This window comes from Streptomyces sp. SD31, assembly GCF_052068475.1.
Lineage (GTDB): Bacteria > Actinomycetota > Actinomycetes > Streptomycetales > Streptomycetaceae > Streptomyces.
In genome coordinates this window covers 19,756-41,420 of record NZ_JBQHCX010000016.1, presented here as the reverse complement: position 1 = coordinate 41,420, position 21,665 = coordinate 19,756, and the positions used below count along the sequence as shown (strand labels likewise).

The following is a 21,665-nucleotide window of genomic DNA, read 5'->3' as shown; positions in this document are numbered from 1 at the left end:
GGGCTATTGGCATGTCGCTCACACTGCCCGGCGAGCTTGTCTGGGTGCTCGACCTCCTCGGCTACAACTGGCCCGAGGCCGACGAAGAAGCACTGCACAATGTCGCCGAGACCTGGCGGGCTTTCGGCGAGGAACTCGAAGAGATCCAGCGGCAGGGCGAAGGTCTCGCCCGCACCGTCGTCTCCCACAACTTCGGTACGGCTGTCGATGGTTTCAGCAAGGACTGGGGTGCCTACACCGGCGCGAATGGCGAGGACAGATATCTGCCGGACGCCAAGACCGCATGCGAAGTGATCGCTCTCGCTTTCGACGCGGCGGCGGTGGCGGTACTCACGGCGAAGCTGGCCGTGATCGCCCAACTCGTGGCGCTGGCCATCGAGATCATCGCGGCGCAGGCCGCGGCTCCCTTCACCTTCGGACTGTCCGAGGTCGGGGCGTTGGGCGCGACACAGGCCACGCGGCTGATCGTCCGCGAGCTGCTGGACCGGCTCAAGCGGGAGGTCATGGAGGCGGTCACCAAGGCCATGGAGCACGCCACCATGGACGCCATCAAGAAGATGGCCAAGGAGCAGCTCGAGAAGGTCACCAAGGAGAAGGTCAAGCAGTTCGCCAAGGACCAGCTCAAGGAGCAGGGCAAGCAGTTCGTCCAGGAGAAGGTGGTCGACGCCGCCAAGGAGAAGGCCACCGAGGCCGCCGTCGGAATGGCGCAGAACATCGGCCAGCAGAGCATCGAGACTTACTTCGACGCGCGGTCCGGTGTCGACCTCGGCGAGACGGCGGACGTTGCCAAGACGGCGGCGGGCGAGTACGTGGACGGCCTCAAGAACGAGGTCACCGGCGGTGAGGGATCGACCCTCGCCGACTACGTGAATCCGACCACGCACGTGAACAACGCCGTGGACGCCGCGACCGAGCGTGTCACCGGAGCGGCCGGGGACCGCGTACAGCACGGCGTCGACGCGCTGGCCGGACATGGTGCCCAGAGCGCGCAGGGGGCCGACGCGGCGGCGGCCACCGCATCCGGGGCGGGCTCCGGCTCCGGCTCCGGGGCGGGTGCCGGCTCTTCAGGCACCACGCAGGCATCCAACAGGCTGGCGGCTACTGCCTCCGCGGCGAGCTCCGGTTCCTCCCGCTCCTCCCGCTCCTCCGGCTCCTCAGGCGGCGCGGACGACTGGGCCCGAAGCGAGTTCGGATGACGCCGCCGTCGCTCCAGCTGCCCCCACCGAAGCCGGCCCCACCAACTCCCAATGAGAAGGACACGCCGCACCCATGACCGCGGACCGGGAGATCCAGGACGAGGAACTCATGGGGATCGCCCAGGACTCCGAGCAGGCCCTGCGGCTGCGCCGCTCCCTGCGCACGATCGCCGACGCGACCTCGCTCGGCCCGGACCTGCGCGAGATGGCGCGGGCCGTGCTGAGCGGGAGCGTCGACATCAAGGACGCCTTCCAGGACCCGCGCTACACCGAGGCCGTGTTCCAGCGGATGCACGAGATCCGCCGGGCGGCCGACGACCAGACATACGCGGAACGCCAGCAGTCCAAGGCCCAGTTCGAGCAGTGGGACGCGCGGCAGCAGGCGGAGCTGGATCGCGAGCGTGCCGAGCGGGATGCGCCGGTGCACGACTCCGGGCGGGGTGGGCGGGCGGGGCAGCGCTGAGGCGCAATGGGATGCGCGGCAGGCCGGTCATGCACTGGCGTCGGTTCGGAGGCCTTCTGTCCTACGAAGGGCGGCGTCCGCCCGAGGACCCCGGACCGGTCGTGTGTTGATGCGTTGACACGCGTGTTGGTAGTTTCACGCCGGTCCGGATACGCCGCGCTGTTCGTCTTCGGCTGGTCAACCTGCTGCAGATGTGAGGCGAGGAGGCCGAGGCGTTCGACAGGTTCGCGATAGCGCGCAGAGCGCTCGGAATGGTCATGTCCGCGGCCATGAACGGGTGTAGTGGAGAAGGCGGTCAGGATCAATGGGGTTTCTCGGCGGGGTCGACGACCTGGAGCGGTTCCTCACGCGCTCGTGCTACTTGAGCATCGCGTCCGTTCCAGCCTGTTGAGGCCTCATGGTCTTCCTCATCGGAGATGAGGGCTGGCGCTTCAGCTTTCTGGTGACGGCCGTTCTCCCGCTGGTCGCTGCTTACCTGGGGATCTGCGCCAGACGGGAAATTCGTACGGGGATGTCGGCTACGGCGTTCGGACTCGCCTTCATTTCACTGCCGTTGATGCTCGGGCTGGCGTACATCGAGGGCTCGTAACGCAAGTGGCGTGCTTGGCGTGATCGGTTGGGGGGTACGACGGTGCCGGCGGGCTCGGTCGCTAGGCTCGGCTCCCATGACAACGCATGGCGGTAACGCGGCGAACAGGTTGGACGAGACGGGCGGGCAGCCGCTGTCTTCCGGTCCGGGTCCTGGGGCGAGTGCGGACGAACTCAGGGCGCGGTTCCAGGCTCAGGGCCTACCGGAGCCCAAGGAGGAGCGGCGGCGCGAGGCGCGGCAGGCGCGTGGGATGTACGCGGCGTTCGCGGGGGCGGTCGCCGTCGTCTGTCTGGTCCTGATCGGCGTACGCCTCGGTCAGGGCGATGCGCTCGGCGTCTGGGTCGCCACGTATGCCATGGGTGTGGCCCTCGGCGGTTGGGGTTTCGTGCTCGCCAGGATCGGCTACACCCGCTGGGCGATGATGGTCACCTGTATCGGGGGAGCGTTGGCGGGCCTCGGCGACAGCCCCGCTTTTCGTTGAGGCGGGTCGGCGGAAGGCGGGCCGAATGCGGTCGACTGACGGCGGCCGTGACGGCAGGGGTTCAGCTACCGACCGGGCACCAGGCGGTGGACGCCCGGACCGGCACCTGACGAGAAGTCACGCCTGACGGCGCTTGTTACCGACGAGGTAGGCGAGGCCCCAGGCGGCGGCCGCGGCGAGCACGAGGCCGAGCAGGGAGAACCAGTCGACGCCGCCGTTGGTGTTGTCGGTCCACCAGAGTTCGGCCGGCCAGGAGGGGTCGTACCTCACCATGTCCCAGACGGTGCCGCCCCCGCTGTCCTCGGCGATCATGAGCACGATGGCATTGGTGTAGCCGAAGAACGCGCCGAGCATGGCGATGACGGCCCCGCCGATCCAGGCGCCGTTGCTCCGGTGCCCCACCTTGCCGACCAGGAAGCCGACAATCGCTCCGTTGAGCAGCGCGTGGCCCAGATAGAGCGCGTTGCCCACCACGTACGACTGGTCCTTGTACGTGACCAGGTTGAGACCGCTGTAGAGCAGCGAGACGACGACCGACACGAAGAATCCGAGGAAGACCGCTCCCACCGGATTACCGCTCGCGTTCGGCCGCTGCCCGAAGGGGGGTGCCTGGAACGGCGGCGCGGCGTGCATGCCGTACATCGGTTGCCCCGGCGGCTGTCCCGGTCCAGGGACGGGCGGCGTCCCCGGGTACATCGGGGGCTGGCCGAGGGCAGGCGGTGGCCCGGCCTGTATCGGCGGCTGTCCCGCCGGCATGGGGGGCTGACCGGGAGCCGGAGGCTGACCGAACCCCGGGGGCTGCTGCGGCGGGGCGGGCTGCGCGTAGGGGTTGTTGGGAGCCTGCGGTGGCTGCGAAGGCTGCGGTGGTGGTTGGAACGGCGGCTGGCTCATTGACTTCCCACGGAGTGAACGGTCTGGAGCAGCAAGCTATCAGTGAGATCAGGAGGGGGTCGTCGGAGCCGGAGCGGGCCGCGTGAAGGGCGCCGAGCGGATCGGCAGCCGGAACGGTCCCTCGACCGCGTCACCACTCCCCGCTGTACGGCACCCTCTCCGCGAGTCCGGCCACCCCTACATGTCGTGTCTCGCCATTGGGGTCAGCCAGGACGCTGCATGCGCCGTCGAGTACGACGGGATGGGCGGCTTTGGGGCTGGTGTCGGCCTGGACCCGGCTCCAGACCTCGAGCAGTCGGGCTGTGCGAGAGTCGGGACTCTCCGAGATGTGGATCACGCCCTGTTCCGACGCGTGAACGGCCGTGGCGGTTGCTGTGGAGCGACTGCTGGGACGCTTGACCTGCATGAACCGACCTCGTCACGATCCTCTGAGCCAGTCGGTGCATGAGCACCAAGTAGGGGAACGGGGCGGCATTGAAGACAGCATTGAAGACGGACGCGAGTGGTGGGCCGAACCTGCGGAAGGCCGGAACGGGAGGCCCGGACGCCGGCCCCGTTGCTGCGAAACGGGGCGTCGGCAGCCGTATAGGCGCCGGAATGGTGGGCGTTTTCTTCTTGCTCTTCGGCCTGGTCCTCGTCGGGTCCGGCTACGAGCAAGGCCCCAGGAAGGTGTCCGACGGCATGGAAGGGACGATCACCATCGCCCGTTGCGGCAAGGACGACATCGGGAACGACGTGGAGTGCTCCGGCACCTTCCGTTCCAACGATGGCCAAGTCCGCTCCAGGGCGGAGGACTTCGAGCCCGGTGAGGACCTGGACAGGGGTGAGAAGGTCCAGGCGGTGGGGTACGGCACGGGGTATTTCAACCGCGGCACCTTCACGTCGTTGTACGTCGAGGGCGTTCGGTTCTGGTGTGTCGCCGCCGCCATGTTCGGAGTGGCGACCTTCCCACTGAGCGCCGCGTTCCGTCGCGGGAACCGCCCCAGGGGGCGCGGGACGTTCATCACCGGCCTCGTCCTGCTGTTCGGTGGCCTGCTTGGTTGTGGTGCCTGTGTCCTGGTGAACTCCATGTTGGTTTAACGGATTTCGGCGCTTAGAGGTGGTGGGCCGGTTTGTACGGCTGACGGGCGGTCATTTGCGCAGTACGTCGTTGCTAAGCGCTAGGCGCTAGGCGCTAGGCGCTATGCGCTATGCGGATGACGGATGGAACCGTCCTCGTCGGCCGGACTCCCTCGGAGTTGGAGCAGCGGATGTTCGATCGAGTCGAGAGCAGAGCACCTCGTACGGCGGCCACACGAGGCTCTTCCGCGCACGGCCGCCGTACGAGGTGCTGCGGCATGGTGAGAACGCCCGGAGACCTCGACGTCAGACCTTCCGGATCCGGTCGGCGATCTCCGGCCTCGCCGTGAACCCGGCCGCCTTGTACGTCGCGACGCCGCCGACGTTGGAGCTCGGTGTGCACACGCGCACACTCGACGAGCCCATCTCCTGCAGTGCGGCCGCCCCGGCGAGGGTGATCGCCCGGCCATATCCGCGGCGGCGGTGGTCCGCATGGACGCCCATCGGCTCGACCAGTCCCGGCTTTCCCGGGCCGGCCGACCAGACCGTCACCACCGCTGCGGGGTTGCCCTGGTCGTCGTAAGCACCCAGGCATCGGGCGTCGGTGTAGAACGGTGCCGCGGACATCTCGTGCCGGTACTCGCGCGTGGGCCTCGTGGTGTTGAACGCGGACCGCAGGACGTCGGCGAAGTCCTGTGCCTGCTCCAGACCGATCGCCTTGATCCACACGCCGGGGTCCTCCACCGCTTCGGCGAGGTCGCGGAAGAGCGGCGTCCAGGGCTCGTCGACGCCCCAGCCCTCTTTGGTCAACAGGTCGTGGAGCAGCAGGCCTTGCGGCGCCTCGATGGACACCGCTCCTTCCGGCAGCACGCCGCGCTCAGGCAGCGAGAAGTCCTCGACGAGCCGCCGCGCCAAGTCCTCGTCCTGGAAAGCGTCGGGAGCGACCGTCATCCGCACCAGCGTCGGCGAATCCAGTATCCCGACAGCGAGGATCCGTCCGTCCCGGCTCCAGGTCCGCACCGCTGCGGCCGTCTCGGCCGTTCCGAACCGGTAGTTCCAGCCGATGTCCCCGGGATGCAGCTGCATCGGCGCTTCGTCGTGCTGCCACTCCCGCAGCGCCGCCACAGCCTCGCGCACCCCGTCGGCCGTCGGCGTACTCAGCGCAATCGTCATAGCCTGGATCTGACACCCCGTCTCGGCGGGGTGCAACCGATTAACTGACCAAGCGCTTCAGGGCGATGGTGGCGGGAGGTCGATGGCGAGTCCGGTCCCGGAGAGGAAGCCGTCGAGGACTTCGGTCGGTAGTGGAGGCGCTTGAGTCGGTTGCGCACGAGCGCGACGAACAGCCGCCGCAGGCCGCCCGTTTCCGTCCGATCAGCGTCACCACCCGTGCCCCGGTCCACACCTGGCCTTGGTCCCAGCCGTGCGTGGCCGGCCCCTGCTCCAGGTAGCCGGCCGACTTCTCCCGACACTGCGGCGACAGCTTGCAGCACTGCCTGCTCGCGCCCCAGGAGAGCCAACGCCTCGGCCCCGCCCTCCCGCCCAGCCTGCCGCCACTAGTAGGCCGCCTTCGAGCTGACCCGCAACTGGCGGGGCGACCTCTGGCGGGACGACCCCTTCGGCGAACAACCTGCGGCCCCCCAGCCGCACCGCCGCGGCGCCGAGGGGCCCTTCGCCGTCAGCCCGCCCCCACCTGCATAGCGCGTACCAACGACCTGCTGCGCAAATCGCCGTCAGGGTGGGTGGCCACACCGGTCAGGCGCCCGCCCAGCGGCGAGCTGTCGCTGACCCAGCGGGGTGGGGACCGGCTGAAGTCCTGGCGGATCTTCCGCCGAGCCCGGTGCAGCCCCGATCGATGCCGTCAAATCACCGCAGCCGTCCTCACCCTGGAGCGGCACCGCTGAAAATGCTCGGTCAGTGCCCCTCGTGTGCGACACCCCACTCCCGCAGGAGATGCCGGGCGATGTCACCTACCTCCAGACGCTGACAGTCCAAGTAAACAGCGTGCGGCATTCGTTCGGAGAGTTCCCGAAGCAACTTGGTCTTACCTACCCAGCCGCCCGCGGATCGCGAGTATGGGATCCAAGCGATGAGGCGTCGCCAGCCAGCCTTCGACCTGCTCTATGGCCTCTCGTCAGGTGTGGTCCCGCGCATGTCGATGCCTCTCGGTGATCTGTGACCGGGGTTCCGGTGCGGCTCCGGCGCTCGTGTCACAGCGATTCCGGGTCGTCCAGGTATCCGCCCAGTGCTGCTTGCCAGTTGGACGATGCGGCGGCTTCGGGGTCAATCTCCTTCTGCGGCGCAGGTCGTCCTCTGTGCTCCGTCGACCTAGCCCGGTGTCCAGGAATGCCCAAACCTGAAGGGGGATTTCACGCAACTCGGCCGCTGCCAGAGCGCGCAACGCCGGGTGCCCCGTGAGCAGGGCGGCAGGGTCGGGACCCATCGACATCCGCTTCCAACAGGATCTCGTTCCGCACCGTCGGCCCGCGCTGGGCCGCTGGGCCCGCCGAGTTCGAGGACGGGCAGCACATGGTCCTGCCCCCGGCGACTGAACTGCGCGGCGACACGCTGGATGCCGTATGCCTTGTCCGGCGAGGAGAAGAGGCGGCCTGCCCATTGCACGTTGGCCAGGAGCACAATGCCCCCTGTGCGCATCCCCGTGAGCGCATCCTCCAATGGATCCCGCAGGGGGCGCTGCCTGACTTCGAGGCCGAAGTGGGTGAGAAGCCGGTCGAGTACTTCCTCTGCGGTCAGGCCACGGCAGTCCAGGACCAGTGAATCGGGCAGGTCGTCGTGCAGGCCCGTCAGGAGGGCCGACTTCGGCGGCGTCCTTTGGGCGATTCTCGATCTCCTTCGCCTTCTGCTCGTCCGACATGGCCTGGAACTTCGGATCCTCGTTGAGCTTCTGCATTTCTGCGGGTGTGAGTTCGCCCATGCGGTATCCGGGGCCATAGACGACTAGGTTTGCCAGGACGCGGCCGTCACTCGGCATGTCGTTGAGCATGCCCACATGGATGGCATGGAGCCCAAGGACCCGTGCTGCGCACACCCCGACAGGCCCCGACGTTCGCCAAGTCCCGGTTGCTCGACTGTGCTCGGCGAAGCCGGTGCCTGCGAGGTTTGTAGGTGCTGAGACTGAGGAAGTTGAGCAGATCCTGTCCCCAGCAGTGGCTTGCAGCAGGTGATCATATTTCGTCTTCTCGCCAGCGCCCAGCCTGGCAGGGGACCAGGCCACTGGAGTGCACAGCGCGGCGAGCAGAGGGAGCGTCCCGGCCCTACTCGGTGCCCCAGGAATCCAGATCTCCGTCGAGGACGTGCTCCCAGTGGTCCGCGTCCTCGGTCGCCGAGTCGATGTCTTCCGCCCACTGCCACAAGCTGCGGCGGGCATCTGCGCGTTCGGCGGGCGTATGGAAGGGGCTTGTCAGCAATTCGTGGTACAGGCGGAGAAGGGTGCAGAAATGGCGAAGACTCGTGGCCAAGGTCAACGAGCTGTATCCGGTGCTGTAGTCCTGGACGACAGCACCGGTACCGCCGTCGAGCAGCACGTTACCGCCGGTCCACTCGGCCAGAGAGTAGAAGGGGCCCTCGCTCTCCGGAGGATCCGCGTCATCAGGCCATGGGACTTCCACCAGCCCGGTCTTCGCCAGGTCGGCCGTGCGAACGAAGGGCAGTTGGTCCGTCAAGTAGGGCCAACCGACGCCGGTCAGGAACTGTCGACTATCCGAATCGCTCAGACCTGATGGCAGTTCGCCTTCTGAAAGGACCCGGCACGTACCTTGCCCGAACGAGCTCTCCAGCCATGACCGAGTGGGAGCGTTCCGTGCCACGGCTTGTGCAGGACAGCGCCAGAGGGCCGCCTCGGTGACGGGGCCGACAAACGGTTCCGGCGGCGCCTCCAGGTGAGGTTGTTCCCTCGATGTGGTTGTCACGTCCACGACGAATGGGCCGGTGGGGCCTGACATCAGCCACTCCGTATCCGACACGGCTTTGGACCTGAAGGGGCGAGATGCGCCCAGGCGCCCGTCGAAGATGTGGCGCACCGGTGGTCCGACTGCACGGAGGCGCCAGGAACCGCTCTCGGCGAGTTCCGGAAAGTCTCGAGTTCCAGGGGCGTCCTCCGACAGCTGGTCCGCCAGCGTGTCCTCGGGCTCTTCCGACCGTCCGAAGGTGCCGAACGGTCGGCACCTGGTCCAGACGGTTTTCCACGGGAGTTCGACCCCGGAGTCGGCGATGATCGACCGGGCCAGCGATTCATCCCCCCGATTGAGCGCGGAATGATGCAGCCACGCTACCCACTCCGCATGTGGTGCGGCCGCGAGCCCCAGTTGCTCGAGATAGTGGGCATCGATGGCAAGGCCGCCCTGCGGAATCCCGCGGGGCCAGGTCGCGGCCATGCCCTGCAACAGCCCCGTCGCATCGAGATTCGCAAGGGCCTGACCATCAGCCAGCAGGGTCTCCAGGAGACCTGCATGTGCAGCATGGAGCGCCGCGGCTCGCGCCGCATAGGCACCGGTGGGGCCGACGTTCTCCCAGGCTGTCGCACCGTGTGCCTTCAACGGCTCCAGGAGTGCGGAGAGCAGCCTGCCGTGATCGACGGGGCGGAGCAGTCTGATCCGATGCCGATCCGATTCGGCTTGAAATCCGCACTCCCTGCCCGAGCCGGGGATTTCGGTGATGAGCAGGCGATCCGAGAGGGATTCCGCGAGTTCGGCGAGTTCACCGGACGAGACCTGAATGCCCAGGCATCGGCACAGCTCCCCCCAGACAGGGAGAGGGATCGTGCGCCGTTCTGCTGCCGCCAGAGCCCGGACGGCAGGGTGCCGGGTGAGGATGTCCAGCCATTCCCCGGACCGGGTCTCCCCGCCGCGCGGCGAGGCCAGGACGATGTCATTTCGGGTGGGTGCCGGCACCCACGGTTTGTCGGCGGAACTCTCGACCACGAACTGCAAGGTTGGTCGCGAGAATTGCTTGAGCGTACGGACCATGCGCTGGCTGATCCGACTTGCTTCACTCGAGGTCACGAATTCACCGGCCCATTGCACGTTGCTGAGCAGCGCGACGCTGCCACTCCGAATGCGTTGGGCTCCGGCAACGAGTGAGGCCGGAGAGTCGGAGACGCCCCAGGCGTGGAGGAGGTGATGGGCGACATCATCCGCGGTCTTGCCCTGGCAATCGACATGGACGGCATCCGGAATCATGGCTGCCAGTTCATCGAGCAAGGCCGTCTTCCCGGACCCCGCTCCACCCCGGACGGCGAGGGTTCGGTAGAGGCGATGGGGTTCTGCCAGCCAGGCTTCGGCCTGCTCGAGTGCCCGCTCGGGTGTCAGTTCCACTCGATTCCTCGCTTCAGTGTTCGCGTGTTCCCGCCATCGGCCAGGGTTTGCCCCGAAGGAACTCGGTCTTGCCCGAGTCGGCCGTGCCGCGGATTGTCAGAGCGGGTTGCCCCCGGTTCGGTGGCGCCGCAAGCCACGTCTGGGCCCGTTCCAAGGCCTGCTCACGGGGCTCCACCTGGTCCTCAATTCAATGTCTCGCTTGGCCCGATGCTCATGCCAGGCCATGGATGGCAGACACGCATCACGCTCAGCAGCCGTGGCGTACTCGGGCGTTCTCGGTCATTGCGGGCGGGCAGTGGAGACGTTTGCAGATATGTGAGGGCGGGAGGGTGGGTGCCCCCGGCGCGTCGGCCGACACTGACTCGGCAGCCGCCCCGAGTGATAGGGGTAGGCATCAACGAACAGGCCCGTATCCGTGAGCAGCTGAGGCGGCCCCGCTTCGAGGGCCGATCAGCATCACGCGAGGCCTGCTGGGCCTCTGCCTGCGCGGATTGTGCGTCAGTCGTTGTGCAGTGCGTACGTCCATACCTCGGCCTGGGAGCCGGCCGCGTCGATTTCCCAGACGGCATCTTCGATGTGCTGCCGGAACAGATGGTCTTCGTCCTGGTTCTCCAGCGTCCCGAGAATGCGACGTCCGGTGATCCACCGCGTGACCATGGCCAGGAAGCGGTCGAGGGACGTTGCGACGAGAAAGCCGTCGAGTCCGCTCTCGTCGGCGGTACGCGGCATGCGCAGGACGTGCCCGGAGGGGCCGTCGATCACAATCTCGGCGCCCATCCACAAGCCGATCTGGAAGAACGGGCCGTGCTCCGCGGGCTGTTCGATGTTCTTTGTCCAGGAAAGTTCCCACAGGAATCTTTCGTACTCGGGCTCCAGCCTGATTCCCATTTCGTCCATGACGGGAAGGCCGATGTCGATGAGTACCCGCCGCGCGGTCTCATCGGTCAGTCCGGCCGGCAGACTTTCCTGTCGGGTACGCAGAACCGTGGCCCTGGGGAAGAGCTTTGCCAAGTCGGCCGCGGTCGTCGTGGGTGCGTTCTTGGGCAGGGTGGGGCCTGCGGCGGTGAGTGAGCCGAGAAGCGGCGCCCCGCGCAGTGGCCTGAGCACGTGCTCCGCGTTCGTATCGGAGCCCTCCACGGCGAGGACGCCTCCGGGGCCGGCGAACACCGTCAGGTTGCCTAGACGCAGTGAAACAGGCAGGAGGTCGCCGTCGGCCCCGTCCTCGCAGTCGTCGTGGGCCAGGAGTTCACTGCGAGAGGCCGGTCCGGTCCGGCCTGTCGCCTCCGGCCAGGCCAGCGCAGTTGCGGCTTCGTCCGGGAAGTCCTCATCGAACCAAGGGCCCGCCACGAGCTCCGCGGTCTCGGCGTCCCACACACGTACTCCGCCGTCCTCGGCCTTCGCGGCCACCGCCGGGCGATCGCGCCATCGCACCTCGAACAGCGTGGAGACCGGACCGGGTTGGAGGTACGCCGGGTCGTATCCGCCCGGTGGGCGCCAGTGTGTCCAACGGGCCTTCCAGGGGAGACGTACGCCGGACTGTTCGATGCCGGCGCACAGCTCGGTGTCGTTACGCGCCATGGCCATCAGGTGCAGCCAGGCCGCCCACTCACCCTGATCCGTCGCCGCTACCCCGTGCATCCACAAGTACACCGCGTCGGCAGCCGCGTTGGAACCGGGCACCGAACCGTCATACGCGCAGTGGGCAGCGTCCAAGAGGGCGTTTTGCGGGAGGTTGGCGAGTACGCCGCCTTCTCGCAGCAACTCGTCGAACTCGCCCGTTTGCACCACATGCATGGCCAGACCATGCGCGGCGTAACGACCCAGCGGACCGGTTGCGGCCCAGCCGTCCGGATGTCGCAGCCGGGGAGCCAGCCCTCGCAGCCACCGGGCCATGTGGCTGTTCACCTGCTTGCTCAACTCTGCCGGCGTCTCATGACGCAGTGCTTCGGCCACGGCCTCGTCGGCGAACGAGACTTCCGTCTCGGTCACGGTGACGAGTTCGGGGAAACGGTCGGCAAGCTCGTGCAGTGCCGCCTCGTCGTAGTCCGGAGCTCCGGCGGCCCGGGCCAACTCACTCCACGCTTCCCAGGGCACACGTCGCGGCTCGGACAGGGCCAGCGCGCGCAGTTGCAGGGATTGCGAGGCGGTCACGACTGCGGCCCCTGGTGCGTTCTGCGGGTCGTCGTCCGGCGAGGTGTCGTCCAGCCAGAGCGAGGGCCTGGAGTACGGTGACGTATCAAGAACCGATGGCAGTGTACCGACCACAACGCTCGGTCCGGCGAGGGCGAGACTCTCCGCCGCATGGTCGCGAACGAGAACCGGCTGGGCGGACCTGCGGGTGAGCCCAGCCCGGCCCGCGTGCGCGATCAGAACCAGCTTGCCATCCCCTTGTCGGCGGGCGGCCTGGCGCCAGGCCCAGTGCTGCGCCTTGTCATCGGGCACCCCGATGAGCCTGAGAGCGTTTCGGAACACGCCTTCCGCATCGGCTTCCGTGGCATCGAGCAGCACGCTTTGGGGGATGTGCCGGTGCACTTCCCGAAGGATGCTTGTGGCGTCGGTGAGGCTGACGATGTCCAAGCGCTTCTTCTTGGGAGTGCCGTCGCCCCACCAGTCTCGTACCTGTGCGACTGCCTGGGCCGGAGTGAAGCGGCGGGGGTCTGGGGAGGTCTCGGACATGGGGTTCCCTACTGCGGCGGATCGACGTGCAGCATAGCCTTCGCCCAAACCGATCCGATGACTGAGAGGTGGTCGTCCATCTCGGCCTGCATCGCTCGTTCGTTCTGGGTGCGTATCTTCTTCACCCTGGTGGCGATCTGCTGGTCAGTCAGCCCGCTCTTCTCCTGCTGGCTCTTCAACTTTGTGCGCTCCGCGTCGCGGGCAGCCACGCCGTCGGGATCGGTCCGGTAGGTGGTGCTGTAGTAAACGGGCACCTTTCCGTCCTTGAATTCAGGGTGCGTACGCAGTCGTGTCGAACAATCGGCGTGGCCCTGCCCGGAACCGCATGGTTCACGCTCCGTGTAGAGGCCTGCCATCCGGTACTTCTTGCCGTCCGGGCCGGAGTTCGTCCTGTCGAACCAGTCGAGGAGATGCTTTTCCGAGTGCCGGGGACTGACACCGCTGTTGTCCGCCGGGACCGAGGAGTCGACGACGAAGGTGCTGTTTCCGTTGTTGTCCACCACTTCGATGACGGCATAGTTCTTGCCGGAGAAGTCTGGTTTATGAGGACCCAAGGCGTCGATGAGGGCATTTACGTTGTCGTTGCTTGGATTGGCTTTCTTCTGTCCGCTGACTCGATGATGGAGTTCGGAGATGTTCTTGTTGGTCTCCGGATCCGAGCGGTACATCTTGGGGAATTTCGCGTTGGCCTCGTCCCGGGCCTCCGCGCTGCGAGCCCGATCGTTGTCGGCGGCCACGTCGGCCGTACCGTCGGAGCGCTTGGAGTCCGCGTAGGGCCGGCCGTCCCGGTCGTGCTCGGGGTTGTGTCCCACTCCCTGGCTCTCGTGGTATCCGAGACTGAGCCGGGCGAGCGAGGCGACTACGGCGTACCGCTGCCCGTCGTTCATCTGACGGAAGTCGTCACCCAGAGCGTCTTCCAGTTCCTGTCGCGTGAACGCGGTGGCCGGCAGGTCCGTGTCGCCGTTCTCACGGGCCTGGTTGTACGCGTCCATCCGGTCCGCAGCCCTCTGCAGGAGGGGCGTCAGACGGCCTTCGTCCGCCCAGTTCCTGAGACTGTCGTGCACCGGGTCCAGCCCGATGCGGTGGACCTTCAGGCCATTCGGAGCGTCCGGATCGTGGTCCTTGTGCTCGTGCTGGTCGTCGCTCGGGTAGTTGCGTACCGCCTGTTGGGGTGAGTCCGGAGGAAGGTTTTGATGCTCTTCAGACCTGTCCTCGGGTTTGGGTAGCGACTTGTTGCGCTCTTCCCGAGTCGGGTCGTCGGGCAGATTCTGGTCGTCTTTCTTCGGATCTGCGCCTGCCGGATCCTCCGGCGGCCTTCGGTCGGCCCCGGCAGGAGTGGCGGGGGTCTGGCGGTCGGCCTGGTCGGTGCTGTCCGGCCGGGAGTGGTCACCCGTGGGTCCACCGTCGGGCGAGACCGGCTGCCTGTTCCCGTCCAGCGGAATCGCGAAGACCCCGTTGTCCCCACTGTGCAGCGGCTTCGAACTCTGCTGCCCAGTCTGGGCGTCGATGTATGTGATCTTGCCGTTGTGGTTGACGGCGTTCCACGCGTGCGCCCGCCCGTTGGCGTCCTGCGTGATGATCACGGCCTGCGAACCGTGGCCGCTGTTGCGGAGGGTGTTCTCTAGGCGGTTGAAGGCGTCGCGACCGTTGCCCATGTCGCTGAAGCGGGCGCCCAGCGTGTTCTCGATGCGGTCGCGGCCGCCCTTCTCGCCGCGGTCCGAGGGGTTGCCGTCGGCGTCCAGGTCGGGCGTACGGCTGGCCGCTGCCGTGGGGTTGCCCGCGTAGGTGTCCACCGTGGACAGGGCGACGTCGACACAGTTGTTGTTGCGGCCCGGTGCGTCCCTGCCCTCGCCGTTGATGCGCTCCACCCAAGGGCCGTCCGCCGGGTCCGGCGGACGGGTCGGGTCGCCGTTCTCGTCTCGGGGGACCGAGTTCTCCAGGGCGTCCTGTTCCGCCCGGGTGGGGTCGGTGACACCGCCCGGGGGGTTGGTGTTGCGGGTCTGTGAGGCCGGGGTCGGGGTCTCCTTCGGCTTCGGGTTGTCCGAGGAGTCCTGCTGGTTGGGGCTGTGAGGGGCGGAGTCCGGGGTCCGTGGGGTGGACTGCCCAGGCTGGTTGCTCGGTGTCGGGGTCACGTGATGGACCGGTACCGGGATGACCTGGGGCTGCTGTTGTTGGTTCGGGGTGTTCGCCGGGGGCTGCTGGTTGTTGGGCTGCGAGCCCGGCTGGTTCGGGGTGTTCGGCGTGCTGCCCGCGGGTTGCTGGGGCGGCCTGTTCGGGGTGGCCCCAGCGCTCGGCTGGTTGGGGTGGCCGGGCGTGCCCTGAGCGGCAGGGCCGGGCTGGGTCGACGAGTTCGGCGTGCTGTTGCTCGGCGTCGAGGAACTCGGCGTCCCGCTGCTGGGTGTCGACGTGTGCCCGGATCCGGCGCCGGTCGATGTAGCGGGCGTCGTGGAAGGCGTCGTCGTCGGACTGCTCGTGGACGGCGATGCGGTCTTGGAGGGAGTCGCCTGGGACGGGTTCTGGTTCGGGGTGGTCGTACTCGGGTTCTGGCCCGGGGTGTTGGTACGGCTGCCGCCGGTCGAGTCCGTGGAGTTGCGGGGCGTGGTGCCGTCGCCCGGTGTTGTGGTCCCGGGGTTGTTGCGGGGCGGAGTGCGGTCGCCCGGGGTCGTGCCGGGGGTGTTGCGCGGTGTGCTGCCGTCCCCCGGCGTCGCACCGGGAGTGTTCCGTGGCGTGCTGCCGTCGCCCGGGATCGCACTCCCGGGGCGCTGGGTCGGTATTCGACCATCCGGCGTGCTCTGTGTAGGCGTGCCTGGCGTACGGCTGTCCCCCGTCCCCGGAGCTCGCCCGTCCGGCGTCGAGGCAGGCGTACTGCGAGGTGCCGTGGGAGACGTGGGGCTCGGAGTGGAGGCGGGCCCCGTCCCTGTGGCGGAGGGCGTACTGGGGGACCCGGCGGAAGGAGTCCTTGCCGGGCCCGAGTTGGGTGTTGGGCTCGTCGCGGTCGGGGTACCGCCTGCAGCGCTCGGGGCGTGGTGCGTGCCCGGAGTGGCAGTCCCGGCGGAAGGCGCCGTAGGCGATGTCGGCATGCCCGAGCCGCCGTCCGAGCGGCCCCCGGTTCCGGCGGGGGAGGGGTCGGCGGCCGTCGGCGTCGGCGCCGCGTTGGACTGCGTGGGCGCGCTGGCGGCCAAGCCGTCGATCTGGGTGCCGATCGAGCCGCCGCCCGGCGAGGACGACGTACCGCCCGACGACGGAGCGCCGGACGTGGGCGTGGACTGCGGGCTCGGGGACGACAGGCCGGAGACGGGGGAGCCGCCGCCCGAATGCGAGGGGCCGGACGTGCTCGGAGTGCCGGACGAGCCGTTGGAGTCGGAGCCGTTGGACGACGGACCGCCGGACGAGGGGTCGTCGAAGTCCGACAGGGAAGGCCCGGTGGATGGCGTCGGCCTGGAGTACGGGGTGTCCGAGGAGGACGTGTTCCCGGAGTCGGAGCCCGGCCCGGAGCCGGAGTCGGGGCCCGCGCCGATGTTGGGTGCGGGGATGTCGTTGCCGCCTGTGTCGGCGGATATGCCGTTGCCTATGTTCGCGCCGGGGATGCCGTTGCCGGTACGCGTCGAGGTGGAGGAGTCCGACCCCGACGAACTGGAGTCGGAGGATGACGAGTTGGAGGAAGACGAGTCGGAAGACGAAGAGTCCGTGGAAGAGGAATCCGAGGACGAGGAGTTGGAACTTCCCGACCCGGACTCGCTGCCGATGTCGCTGCCCGACGGCCCCGAACCGAAGTCGTACCCGTCGATCCGGCTGTCGACCGCGTGCCGCGCCCGGCTGCCCGCCTTCTGGCCCAGGCTGTCGCGGACGCCTTCGGCGAAGGTCTGCGGGCTCTGCCTGAGGGCGTCGAGGCCTGCCTCGCCGCCGGCCTTGAGGGTGGCGCCGACGTCGTAGCCTTCCTGGGCGCCGAAGCCGACGTTCACGGTCTGGCGGATGAGGTCGCTGATCATCGCCTCGACCGCAGAGATCGCGGGTTCCTTCATCATCTCGATGAGCGCCTCGAACATGGCTTGTTTGAGCTCGTCGAGGAGGCGTCGGACGATCAGGCGGGCGGCCTGGGTGGCGCCCATTCCCGCTACCGAGGACAGACCGAAGGTGAAGGGTGCGGCGGCAGCGGCGGCGGCGATCTGGATGGCCAGGGCGATCAGCTGGGCGATGACGGCCCATTTGGCGAACTCGACGAGGTAGGCGCAGGCTTCCAGAACGTTCGCGATGAGGAACGCGGCCTCGGCGGCGCTGCGCAGGTAGCCGTCGTTACCGCCGCCACCGTCGAACTTCTCGTAGGTCTTGGTGAACTTGTCGATCGATTCACCGGCGTTGTGGGCCGTGACCTGGCGGGCGCTGCTGTTCGCTTTGGTGTGGAGCTCGTTGACCTTCTCGCCGAACTCCCGCCACACGGTGGCGCAGTCTCTGAGCTTGTCCTCGTTCGCAGTCGGCCACTTGTAGCCGAGCATCTGGAGAACCCACTCGAGCTCGTCCGGCAACATCATCGCCACAGCAGAAAGCACCCCCGTCAGACAGCACGGCCGTACACATCCCTCACCAGCCAAGGGAAATCACACAGGAGTACAGCCGTCCGCAAAGTTTACGGACTCACCTGCCGGTGACTTCAGGGGTTTGCTGTCACAAGTCCGTTGCAGGCCGCCGTGGTTGTCCGGAGGAGCGCGGTACGAGGCCGGCCGTTCACTGGGTACGGCCCTGGGCGCGCTGTCGGTGTCCCTTGGCGTCGGGTCGGCCGACGTGCCCCTCCGCGCGCTCGGACTCGCCGAGCCAGAGGTGCGGGACGCGCTGCTGGACCGCCGAGACCAGCTCCTGACGGCAGGGGACGGGGAAGGGGAGACGGTGGCGCAGGCGGGGCAGGTCGGGGTGTAGCGGCTCCTCGTCCCGAACGAGGGTCCACAGGAGGGGGTCGTCCCGGTCGATGGGGCCGGTCGGGAACAGTTCCAAGGAGTAGACGGTCTGGCGGCCGTACTTGCTCCAGTACAGGGCGACTCCGGCGAGGCCCTGCCAGGGGATGACGGCGCGGTGCTTTCCGTTCTCGACCCACAGGCCGGTGGCGTCGACGACTACCCGGGTGCGGCGGTTCGCCCAGTGGACGACGAACAGGCACACGCCGAGCGCCCCGAGCAGCAGCATGAACACGAGACCCGCATACCCTGCCGGGCTGGCCGTGCCCTTTTGGTTCCCGGTAGCAACCACGACAGCTCCGAAGAGGCCGACCGCGCCCAGCACGATGAGCAGGACGGAGCAGGGGAGCCCGGTCATGGCACCGCGGCGGCCGGTGCGTATGACCGTGGCATCCGGCGCGGGGAGGGCGTGTGCGAAGGCAACATGGTGCGTGAGCTTAGCGAATTGACCTACGCTCCCTCCTCATGACGACGCACGGCCGGGGACACGGTGGGGAACAGGTACAGACGCAGGTGGGAGGCGGTGGGGGCGATCCGACCCCGCCCGGCGTGGACGAACTCAGAGCTAGCTTCCCACGGCAATCGGATCCGGGGTTCGCGAGACAGCGGTCGGAGCAGGCGCGGAGCGCTCGCGTGGGTCTCATGGCTGCCGGGGCGTTGGTGGCGCTGGTCTGTCTCGTCGTGATCGTGGGACGTCTCAACAGCGGTACGCCGGCGGGCGTGGGAACCGTCGTCTACGGCGTGAGTCTCGCTTTCGCCGGCCTCAGCGTGGAGTTGGCACGGCGCGCCCGCACCCGATGGGCCATGATGGCGATCATTCTGGCGGCGGCGGGCGCGTCGCTGGCGGATGCGCTGCCCTGATTCTGTACGGAGACTGCGGAGACTGCGGAGACTGCGGGGGCTGAGGTTGCTGCGGGCAGCCGTAGGGCTGCGGTCAGAAGTCGCGTCAGAAGACCTGTCAGAAGAGGTAGCTGACCAGGAACGACACCCCGGCGCCGACAAGCCCCACCCCGATCATCCCGAGCACGACCGACCGCGTCCCGCCCCTCCCCGCCGCCTCCCAAGCCGCGTCGAACGAGATACGGCTCCGCCCGAACGGCGCGAACCTGGTGGCGAGGCAGAAGACGCCGAGTCCCGTGAGGACCCAGCCACCGAAGAAGGCACCGAACCAGCGCCAGGCCCGGTCCATGCCGGTCTGCACGTACTCGGCATCCGTCGCGCCCGCCGCCGTCGGCGGGTCGCTTTGCTGCACCGCCAACTCGGCGCCCTGCGCGTACTGTCGCCTGACCTGAACCGCGGCATTCGCGTCCGTACGCTTGCCGTCCGCCGAGACGAAGGTGCCCTCGCAGCGGACGGGACGGCGGTTCTTACGGCTGCTGCGGGAGGCGTTGCTCGGATAGCTCACCTGGCACTGCTGCACCGTCAGGGTGCCGGGCGTGCCCGCCCAACCCGCCGCGTACGCCCCCTCGTACGCGCCGAATCCGCTCAGGGCGAGTCCCGCGAGCAGAAAGACCAGGCCACCCGCCCGCCCGAGGCGTCCGAAGGCTCCGCCGACGAGACCGGTGAGGGAACGGTCGACGCCTGTGCCGCTTCCTGTGCCGTGCGTCCGATCCATGACGATGCGTTCCTTCTCCTCGGTCTTACTCCTCGGTCCTACTCCGCGTTCGGTCCTTCTCCACTTCGGCCAGTGAGGCATTGGCCCGACCCCAGCATGGCACCCGTGTGGGACGGGAGATACTTCAGGTGTCGAGAGGCGAGGAGAAGCGATCATGACCAGGAACCCCCAGAACTCACCGAACTCACCCACCCCACACGGCTCTTCACAGGAACGCGGTGTGCTCGACGAGGCACTCGAACCGGAGCAGATCCGTTCCCTGAACTCCGCCCTGCGCAAGCTGTCCGAGACCGACGCCGCCGGCAAGGACATGCAGGAGGCGGCCAAGAAGTTGCTCTCCGGCCGCCTCGCCCTGCGCGACGCACTGGACGACCCGGCGGTGTCACGCGCACTGGGCGCAGGCATGGCGTCCCTGCGCGGCCAGTGGGAGTCACTGTCGGAGGAGGAACGCGATCAGGTCAGGCACGGCGAACCCATCGCCGGCGGTGGCCCGTCCTCCGGGTCGTCCGAGCCGAGGCGGTCGGAGGGCGAGGGCTCGCAGTCCGGGAAGAAGAACCAGGGGCGGCACAGCGGAGGGTTCTCGCTGTATTGATCACGCGGAGGCCGTATGAGTTGTGACCCGCGCCGTACGAGTTATGAACGGCGCCGTACGAGTTACCCCTGGCGCTGCTTCCGGTACAGCGCGATGGCAGCTTCAGTCGGATGGTTGGGGACGGTGACGGTCTCCCCGTTCTCCTTGGAGACCACGATCTTGCTGCCGCCGGGCGGAGCGGGCTGCGGCCGCCCGGCGGTGTCCGTGACAGGCGGGAACACCGCGTACACCAGGTATCCGATGTCAAACTCCTCGACGCGCAGCTCGGCAGGGGTGCCGTCCGGCAGCTTGGGCTGCGCATAGCGGCTGCGCACGATGTCGAGGGCCTGCTCGGAGGTGGCGGGCGGTGTGGCCGGGGTGTCCGAAGTCACGGGTCGCTCTCCTGGTCGTCTCTGTCGCCTCTGTCGTTTGGTTGTCTCGGTGGTGAGAGGCAAAGAGGGCCGGGCGGCGACCGGTCAGAACAATCCGTGCCACATCTGCTCGACCACCAGCGACCACCACGTCTCGACGTTCCCCAGCGCAGACGCGTCCACAGCCGCCAACTGCTCCTGCAACGCGGCCACTTCCGCACCGGCCGCGACCGGATCCAGCCCCTGCATCCGCTGCCGTGCGGTGGCGAGCAGAGCCAGGGAGCGGGCGAACGCGGCGACCGAGACGTTGACGTAGCGAGCCGCGGCGGTGACCGGATCCACCGCCCACACGGCACCGAGGCCGTCCGGCTGCCCCGTCCCCGGCAGGCACTGCACCGCGACGACCGCGACACCGTCGAAGCCGATCCGGGTCAGGTATGACAGGGCGCCGATCTTCTCCTCACCGGCCGGGCTGCGCCGCTCGCGCAGATTCGTGGCGACGTCGGTGAACAGGCCGCCGGCCGGAGGCGCGTCGGGCCGGTCTGCGGTGAAGAAGAGCGGGAGGTCGGCGGGGAGCCCTGCCCAGGTGAGCGACGACTTCGCGGCCTCGGGCAACTGGCTCTCGGCCACGTCGTCGGCGTCGTGACGTCGTACGCCGTCCTCGCCGAAGACCTCGACGAGATGGCGGCCCAGGGCCACGTCACGCATCGGCTCCGCGGGCGTCACCTGCGCGGGAACCGGCAGGCGGTGCGGGCGGGGCGGCGGCTGCTGGCCGGCCATCCGGTGCATGGTCTCGACCTGCTCGACCAGCGCCGCGATGCCCTCCGCACGCGCCTCGGGACGGGCCCCGTAGGTCTGCGAGCAGGACAGCTGGGCGTTGGGGAAGGAGTTGAGGAGCTCGGCCGTGTAACCGCCGGGGAGCAGGCTGGGGCGCAGGTCGGTGTGGACGGCCACGACATTGTCGGCGGGCACGTTCATCCGCCGCAGCTCCATCCACGCCTGGTACTCGGCGGGAGACAGGCCCGGAGCGGAGGTGCGGAAGAGGGTGGTCTCCTCGCCGTTCGCCGGGTCGACGTACGTGAAGACTGCGGTGTTGCCCGGCCCGGTGACCGGACGGGCACCTTCCGGCGACCCCGCGCCCTGTGCCGCGCCGCCGTGCTTCTGCCGGTACATCTGGACGACCTCGTCGACCGGCACCGAGGGCCACACCGTCAGCTCGCCGGTACGGCGGTCCACGACCCCGCACGCGTTGCCGATCTCGGCGGGCGGCCGCCGCTCCCCGGTGACCGGGTCACGCTCGGGCTCCGCAGGCGCCGCCCACACGACCCAGCCCAGGTCGAACTCCTGCATCCGGACCTCGCGGCGTGGCTCCGCGGAGCCTTCCGGGTTGAGCCAACGGTCGGCGATGGCGAGCGCCTGCTCCTGGCTGGTCACGGGGAGGCTCCTTCGAAGTGGGTCGGTTGCGGGTGAGGCG

Annotated in this window: 17 protein-coding genes and 1 pseudogene; 9 read left to right on the top strand and 9 right to left on the bottom strand. The window is 68.3% G+C overall.

Features of this window, described 5'->3' with window-relative positions:
• The first annotated feature begins 11 nt into the window (after positions 1-11).
• The 4 genes from ACTMVF_RS30385 (at position 12) to ACTMVF_RS30370 (ending at position 2,729) form a co-directional block, all read left to right on the top strand.
• Positions 12-1,196 (top strand): PE-PGRS family protein, encoded by a 1,185-nt coding sequence (locus ACTMVF_RS30385; protein WP_441274305.1) that lies wholly within the window; start codon positions 12-14, stop codon positions 1,194-1,196.
• A 73-nt stretch (positions 1,197-1,269) separates the two neighbouring features.
• The gene (locus ACTMVF_RS30380) at positions 1,270-1,659 is read left to right on the top strand and encodes a hypothetical protein (RefSeq protein ID WP_441274304.1); all 390 of its coding nucleotides are present in this window, start codon (positions 1,270-1,272) and stop codon (positions 1,657-1,659) included.
• A 397-nt stretch (positions 1,660-2,056) separates the two neighbouring features.
• A complete protein-coding gene (locus tag ACTMVF_RS30375) occupies positions 2,057-2,248 on the top strand; it encodes a hypothetical protein (protein ID WP_441274303.1) in 192 nt (63 codons plus the stop codon).
• Positions 2,249-2,324: 76 nt separating this feature from the next.
• Positions 2,325-2,729, top strand: a complete 405-nt coding sequence (locus ACTMVF_RS30370; protein WP_441274302.1) for a hypothetical protein — start codon at positions 2,325-2,327, stop codon at positions 2,727-2,729.
• Positions 2,730-2,846: 117 nt separating this feature from the next.
• Here the strand turns inward: ACTMVF_RS30370 and ACTMVF_RS30365 are convergent, their stop codons facing one another.
• Positions 2,847-3,371 carry a hypothetical protein gene (locus ACTMVF_RS30365; RefSeq protein ID WP_441274301.1) on the bottom strand — a complete coding sequence of 175 codons (525 nt, stop codon included), beginning with the start codon at positions 3,369-3,371 and terminating at the stop codon, positions 2,847-2,849.
• 846 nt (positions 3,372-4,217) lie between these two features.
• On the opposite strand from ACTMVF_RS30365, the gene ACTMVF_RS30360 reads away from it, so the two are divergent.
• Entirely contained in the window at positions 4,218-4,700 is a 483-nt protein-coding gene (locus ACTMVF_RS30360) for a hypothetical protein (protein ID WP_441274300.1), read from the top strand.
• A gap of 285 nt (positions 4,701-4,985) precedes the next feature.
• Here ACTMVF_RS30360 and ACTMVF_RS30355 read toward each other — a convergent pair whose 3' ends face one another.
• Positions 4,986-5,852, bottom strand: coding sequence for a GNAT family N-acetyltransferase (locus tag ACTMVF_RS30355; protein WP_441274299.1), 867 nt, complete (start codon positions 5,850-5,852; stop codon positions 4,986-4,988).
• Between the two features lie 620 nt (positions 5,853-6,472).
• Between ACTMVF_RS30355 and ACTMVF_RS30350 the strand changes: the two are divergent.
• Both ACTMVF_RS30350 and ACTMVF_RS30345 read left to right on the top strand, forming a co-directional pair.
• Positions 6,473-6,583: pseudogene (locus ACTMVF_RS30350) on the top strand (IS5/IS1182 family transposase); the annotation flags it as partial.
• 625 nt (positions 6,584-7,208) lie between these two features.
• Entirely contained in the window at positions 7,209-7,457 is a 249-nt protein-coding gene (locus ACTMVF_RS30345; RefSeq protein ID WP_441274298.1) for a hypothetical protein, read from the top strand.
• Between the two features lie 497 nt (positions 7,458-7,954).
• On the opposite strand, the gene ACTMVF_RS30340 is transcribed toward ACTMVF_RS30345, so the two are convergent.
• From ACTMVF_RS30340 to ACTMVF_RS30325, 4 genes are all read right to left on the bottom strand, one after another.
• Positions 7,955-10,012, bottom strand: coding sequence for an SUKH-4 family immunity protein (locus tag ACTMVF_RS30340; RefSeq protein ID WP_441274297.1), 2,058 nt, complete (start codon positions 10,010-10,012; stop codon positions 7,955-7,957).
• Positions 10,013-10,510: 498 nt separating this feature from the next.
• Complete coding sequence (locus ACTMVF_RS30335) at positions 10,511-12,688, bottom strand: SUKH-4 family immunity protein (RefSeq protein WP_441274296.1); 2,178 nt, start codon at positions 12,686-12,688, stop codon at positions 10,511-10,513.
• Positions 12,689-12,696: 8 nt separating this feature from the next.
• Positions 12,697-17,217: a toxin glutamine deamidase domain-containing protein gene (locus ACTMVF_RS30330; RefSeq protein ID WP_441274295.1), complete on the bottom strand. Its 4,521-nt coding sequence runs from the start codon at positions 17,215-17,217 to the stop codon at positions 12,697-12,699.
• A 193-nt stretch (positions 17,218-17,410) separates the two neighbouring features.
• Positions 17,411-17,992, bottom strand: coding sequence for a hypothetical protein (locus ACTMVF_RS30325; protein WP_441274294.1), 582 nt, complete (start codon positions 17,990-17,992; stop codon positions 17,411-17,413).
• Positions 17,993-18,267: 275 nt separating this feature from the next.
• Between ACTMVF_RS30325 and ACTMVF_RS30320 the strand changes: the two genes are divergently transcribed.
• Positions 18,268-18,495 carry a hypothetical protein gene (locus ACTMVF_RS30320; protein ID WP_441274293.1) on the top strand — a complete coding sequence of 76 codons (228 nt, stop codon included), beginning with the start codon at positions 18,268-18,270 and terminating at the stop codon, positions 18,493-18,495.
• A 97-nt stretch (positions 18,496-18,592) separates the two neighbouring features.
• Here ACTMVF_RS30320 and ACTMVF_RS30315 read toward each other — a convergent pair whose 3' ends face one another.
• On the bottom strand, positions 18,593-19,249 hold the full coding sequence (locus tag ACTMVF_RS30315; protein ID WP_441274292.1) for a hypothetical protein: 657 nt from the start codon (positions 19,247-19,249) through the stop codon (positions 18,593-18,595).
• A gap of 154 nt (positions 19,250-19,403) precedes the next feature.
• Here ACTMVF_RS30315 and ACTMVF_RS30310 point away from each other — a divergent pair, with 154 nt between their 5' ends.
• On the top strand, positions 19,404-19,841 hold the full coding sequence (locus ACTMVF_RS30310; RefSeq protein ID WP_441274291.1) for a hypothetical protein: 438 nt from the start codon (positions 19,404-19,406) through the stop codon (positions 19,839-19,841).
• 62 nt (positions 19,842-19,903) lie between these two features.
• On the opposite strand, the gene ACTMVF_RS30305 is transcribed toward ACTMVF_RS30310, so the two are convergent.
• Together ACTMVF_RS30305 and ACTMVF_RS30300 are read right to left on the bottom strand one after the other, a co-directional pair.
• Positions 19,904-20,212: a hypothetical protein gene (locus tag ACTMVF_RS30305; RefSeq protein WP_441274290.1), complete on the bottom strand. Its 309-nt coding sequence runs from the start codon at positions 20,210-20,212 to the stop codon at positions 19,904-19,906.
• An 84-nt stretch (positions 20,213-20,296) separates the two neighbouring features.
• The gene (locus tag ACTMVF_RS30300) at positions 20,297-21,625 is read right to left on the bottom strand and encodes an SUKH-4 family immunity protein (protein WP_441274289.1); all 1,329 of its coding nucleotides are present in this window, start codon (positions 21,623-21,625) and stop codon (positions 20,297-20,299) included.
• Positions 21,626-21,665: the final 40 nt, after the last annotated feature.

Excerpts from the sequence above, each read along its gene's own strand:
- ACTMVF_RS30325 (WP_441274294.1), bottom strand. The coding sequence starts at position 17,992 with ATGACCGGGCTCCCCTGCTCCGTCCTGCTCATCGTGCTGGGCGCGGTC.
- ACTMVF_RS30365 (WP_441274301.1), bottom strand. The coding sequence starts at position 3,371 with ATGTACGGCATGCACGCCGCGCCGCCGTTCCAGGCACCCCCCTTCGGG.
- ACTMVF_RS30330 (WP_441274295.1), bottom strand. The coding sequence starts at position 17,217 with ATGATGTTGCCGGACGAGCTCGAGTGGGTTCTCCAGATGCTCGGCTAC.
- ACTMVF_RS30385 (WP_441274305.1), top strand. The coding sequence starts at position 12 with ATGTCGCTCACACTGCCCGGCGAGCTTGTCTGGGTGCTCGACCTCCTC.
- ACTMVF_RS30370 (WP_441274302.1), top strand. The coding sequence starts at position 2,325 with ATGACAACGCATGGCGGTAACGCGGCGAACAGGTTGGACGAGACGGGC.
- ACTMVF_RS30315 (WP_441274292.1), bottom strand. The coding sequence starts at position 19,249 with ATGGATCGGACGCACGGCACAGGAAGCGGCACAGGCGTCGACCGTTCC.
- ACTMVF_RS30355 (WP_441274299.1), bottom strand. The coding sequence starts at position 5,852 with ATGACGATTGCGCTGAGTACGCCGACGGCCGACGGGGTGCGCGAGGCT.
- ACTMVF_RS30375 (WP_441274303.1), top strand. The coding sequence starts at position 2,057 with ATGGTCTTCCTCATCGGAGATGAGGGCTGGCGCTTCAGCTTTCTGGTG.
- ACTMVF_RS30380 (WP_441274304.1), top strand. The coding sequence starts at position 1,270 with ATGACCGCGGACCGGGAGATCCAGGACGAGGAACTCATGGGGATCGCC.
- ACTMVF_RS30310 (WP_441274291.1), top strand. The coding sequence starts at position 19,404 with ATGACCAGGAACCCCCAGAACTCACCGAACTCACCCACCCCACACGGC.
- ACTMVF_RS30360 (WP_441274300.1), top strand. The coding sequence starts at position 4,218 with ATGGTGGGCGTTTTCTTCTTGCTCTTCGGCCTGGTCCTCGTCGGGTCC.
- ACTMVF_RS30345 (WP_441274298.1), top strand. The coding sequence starts at position 7,209 with ATGGTCCTGCCCCCGGCGACTGAACTGCGCGGCGACACGCTGGATGCC.
- ACTMVF_RS30335 (WP_441274296.1), bottom strand. The coding sequence starts at position 12,688 with ATGTCCGAGACCTCCCCAGACCCCCGCCGCTTCACTCCGGCCCAGGCA.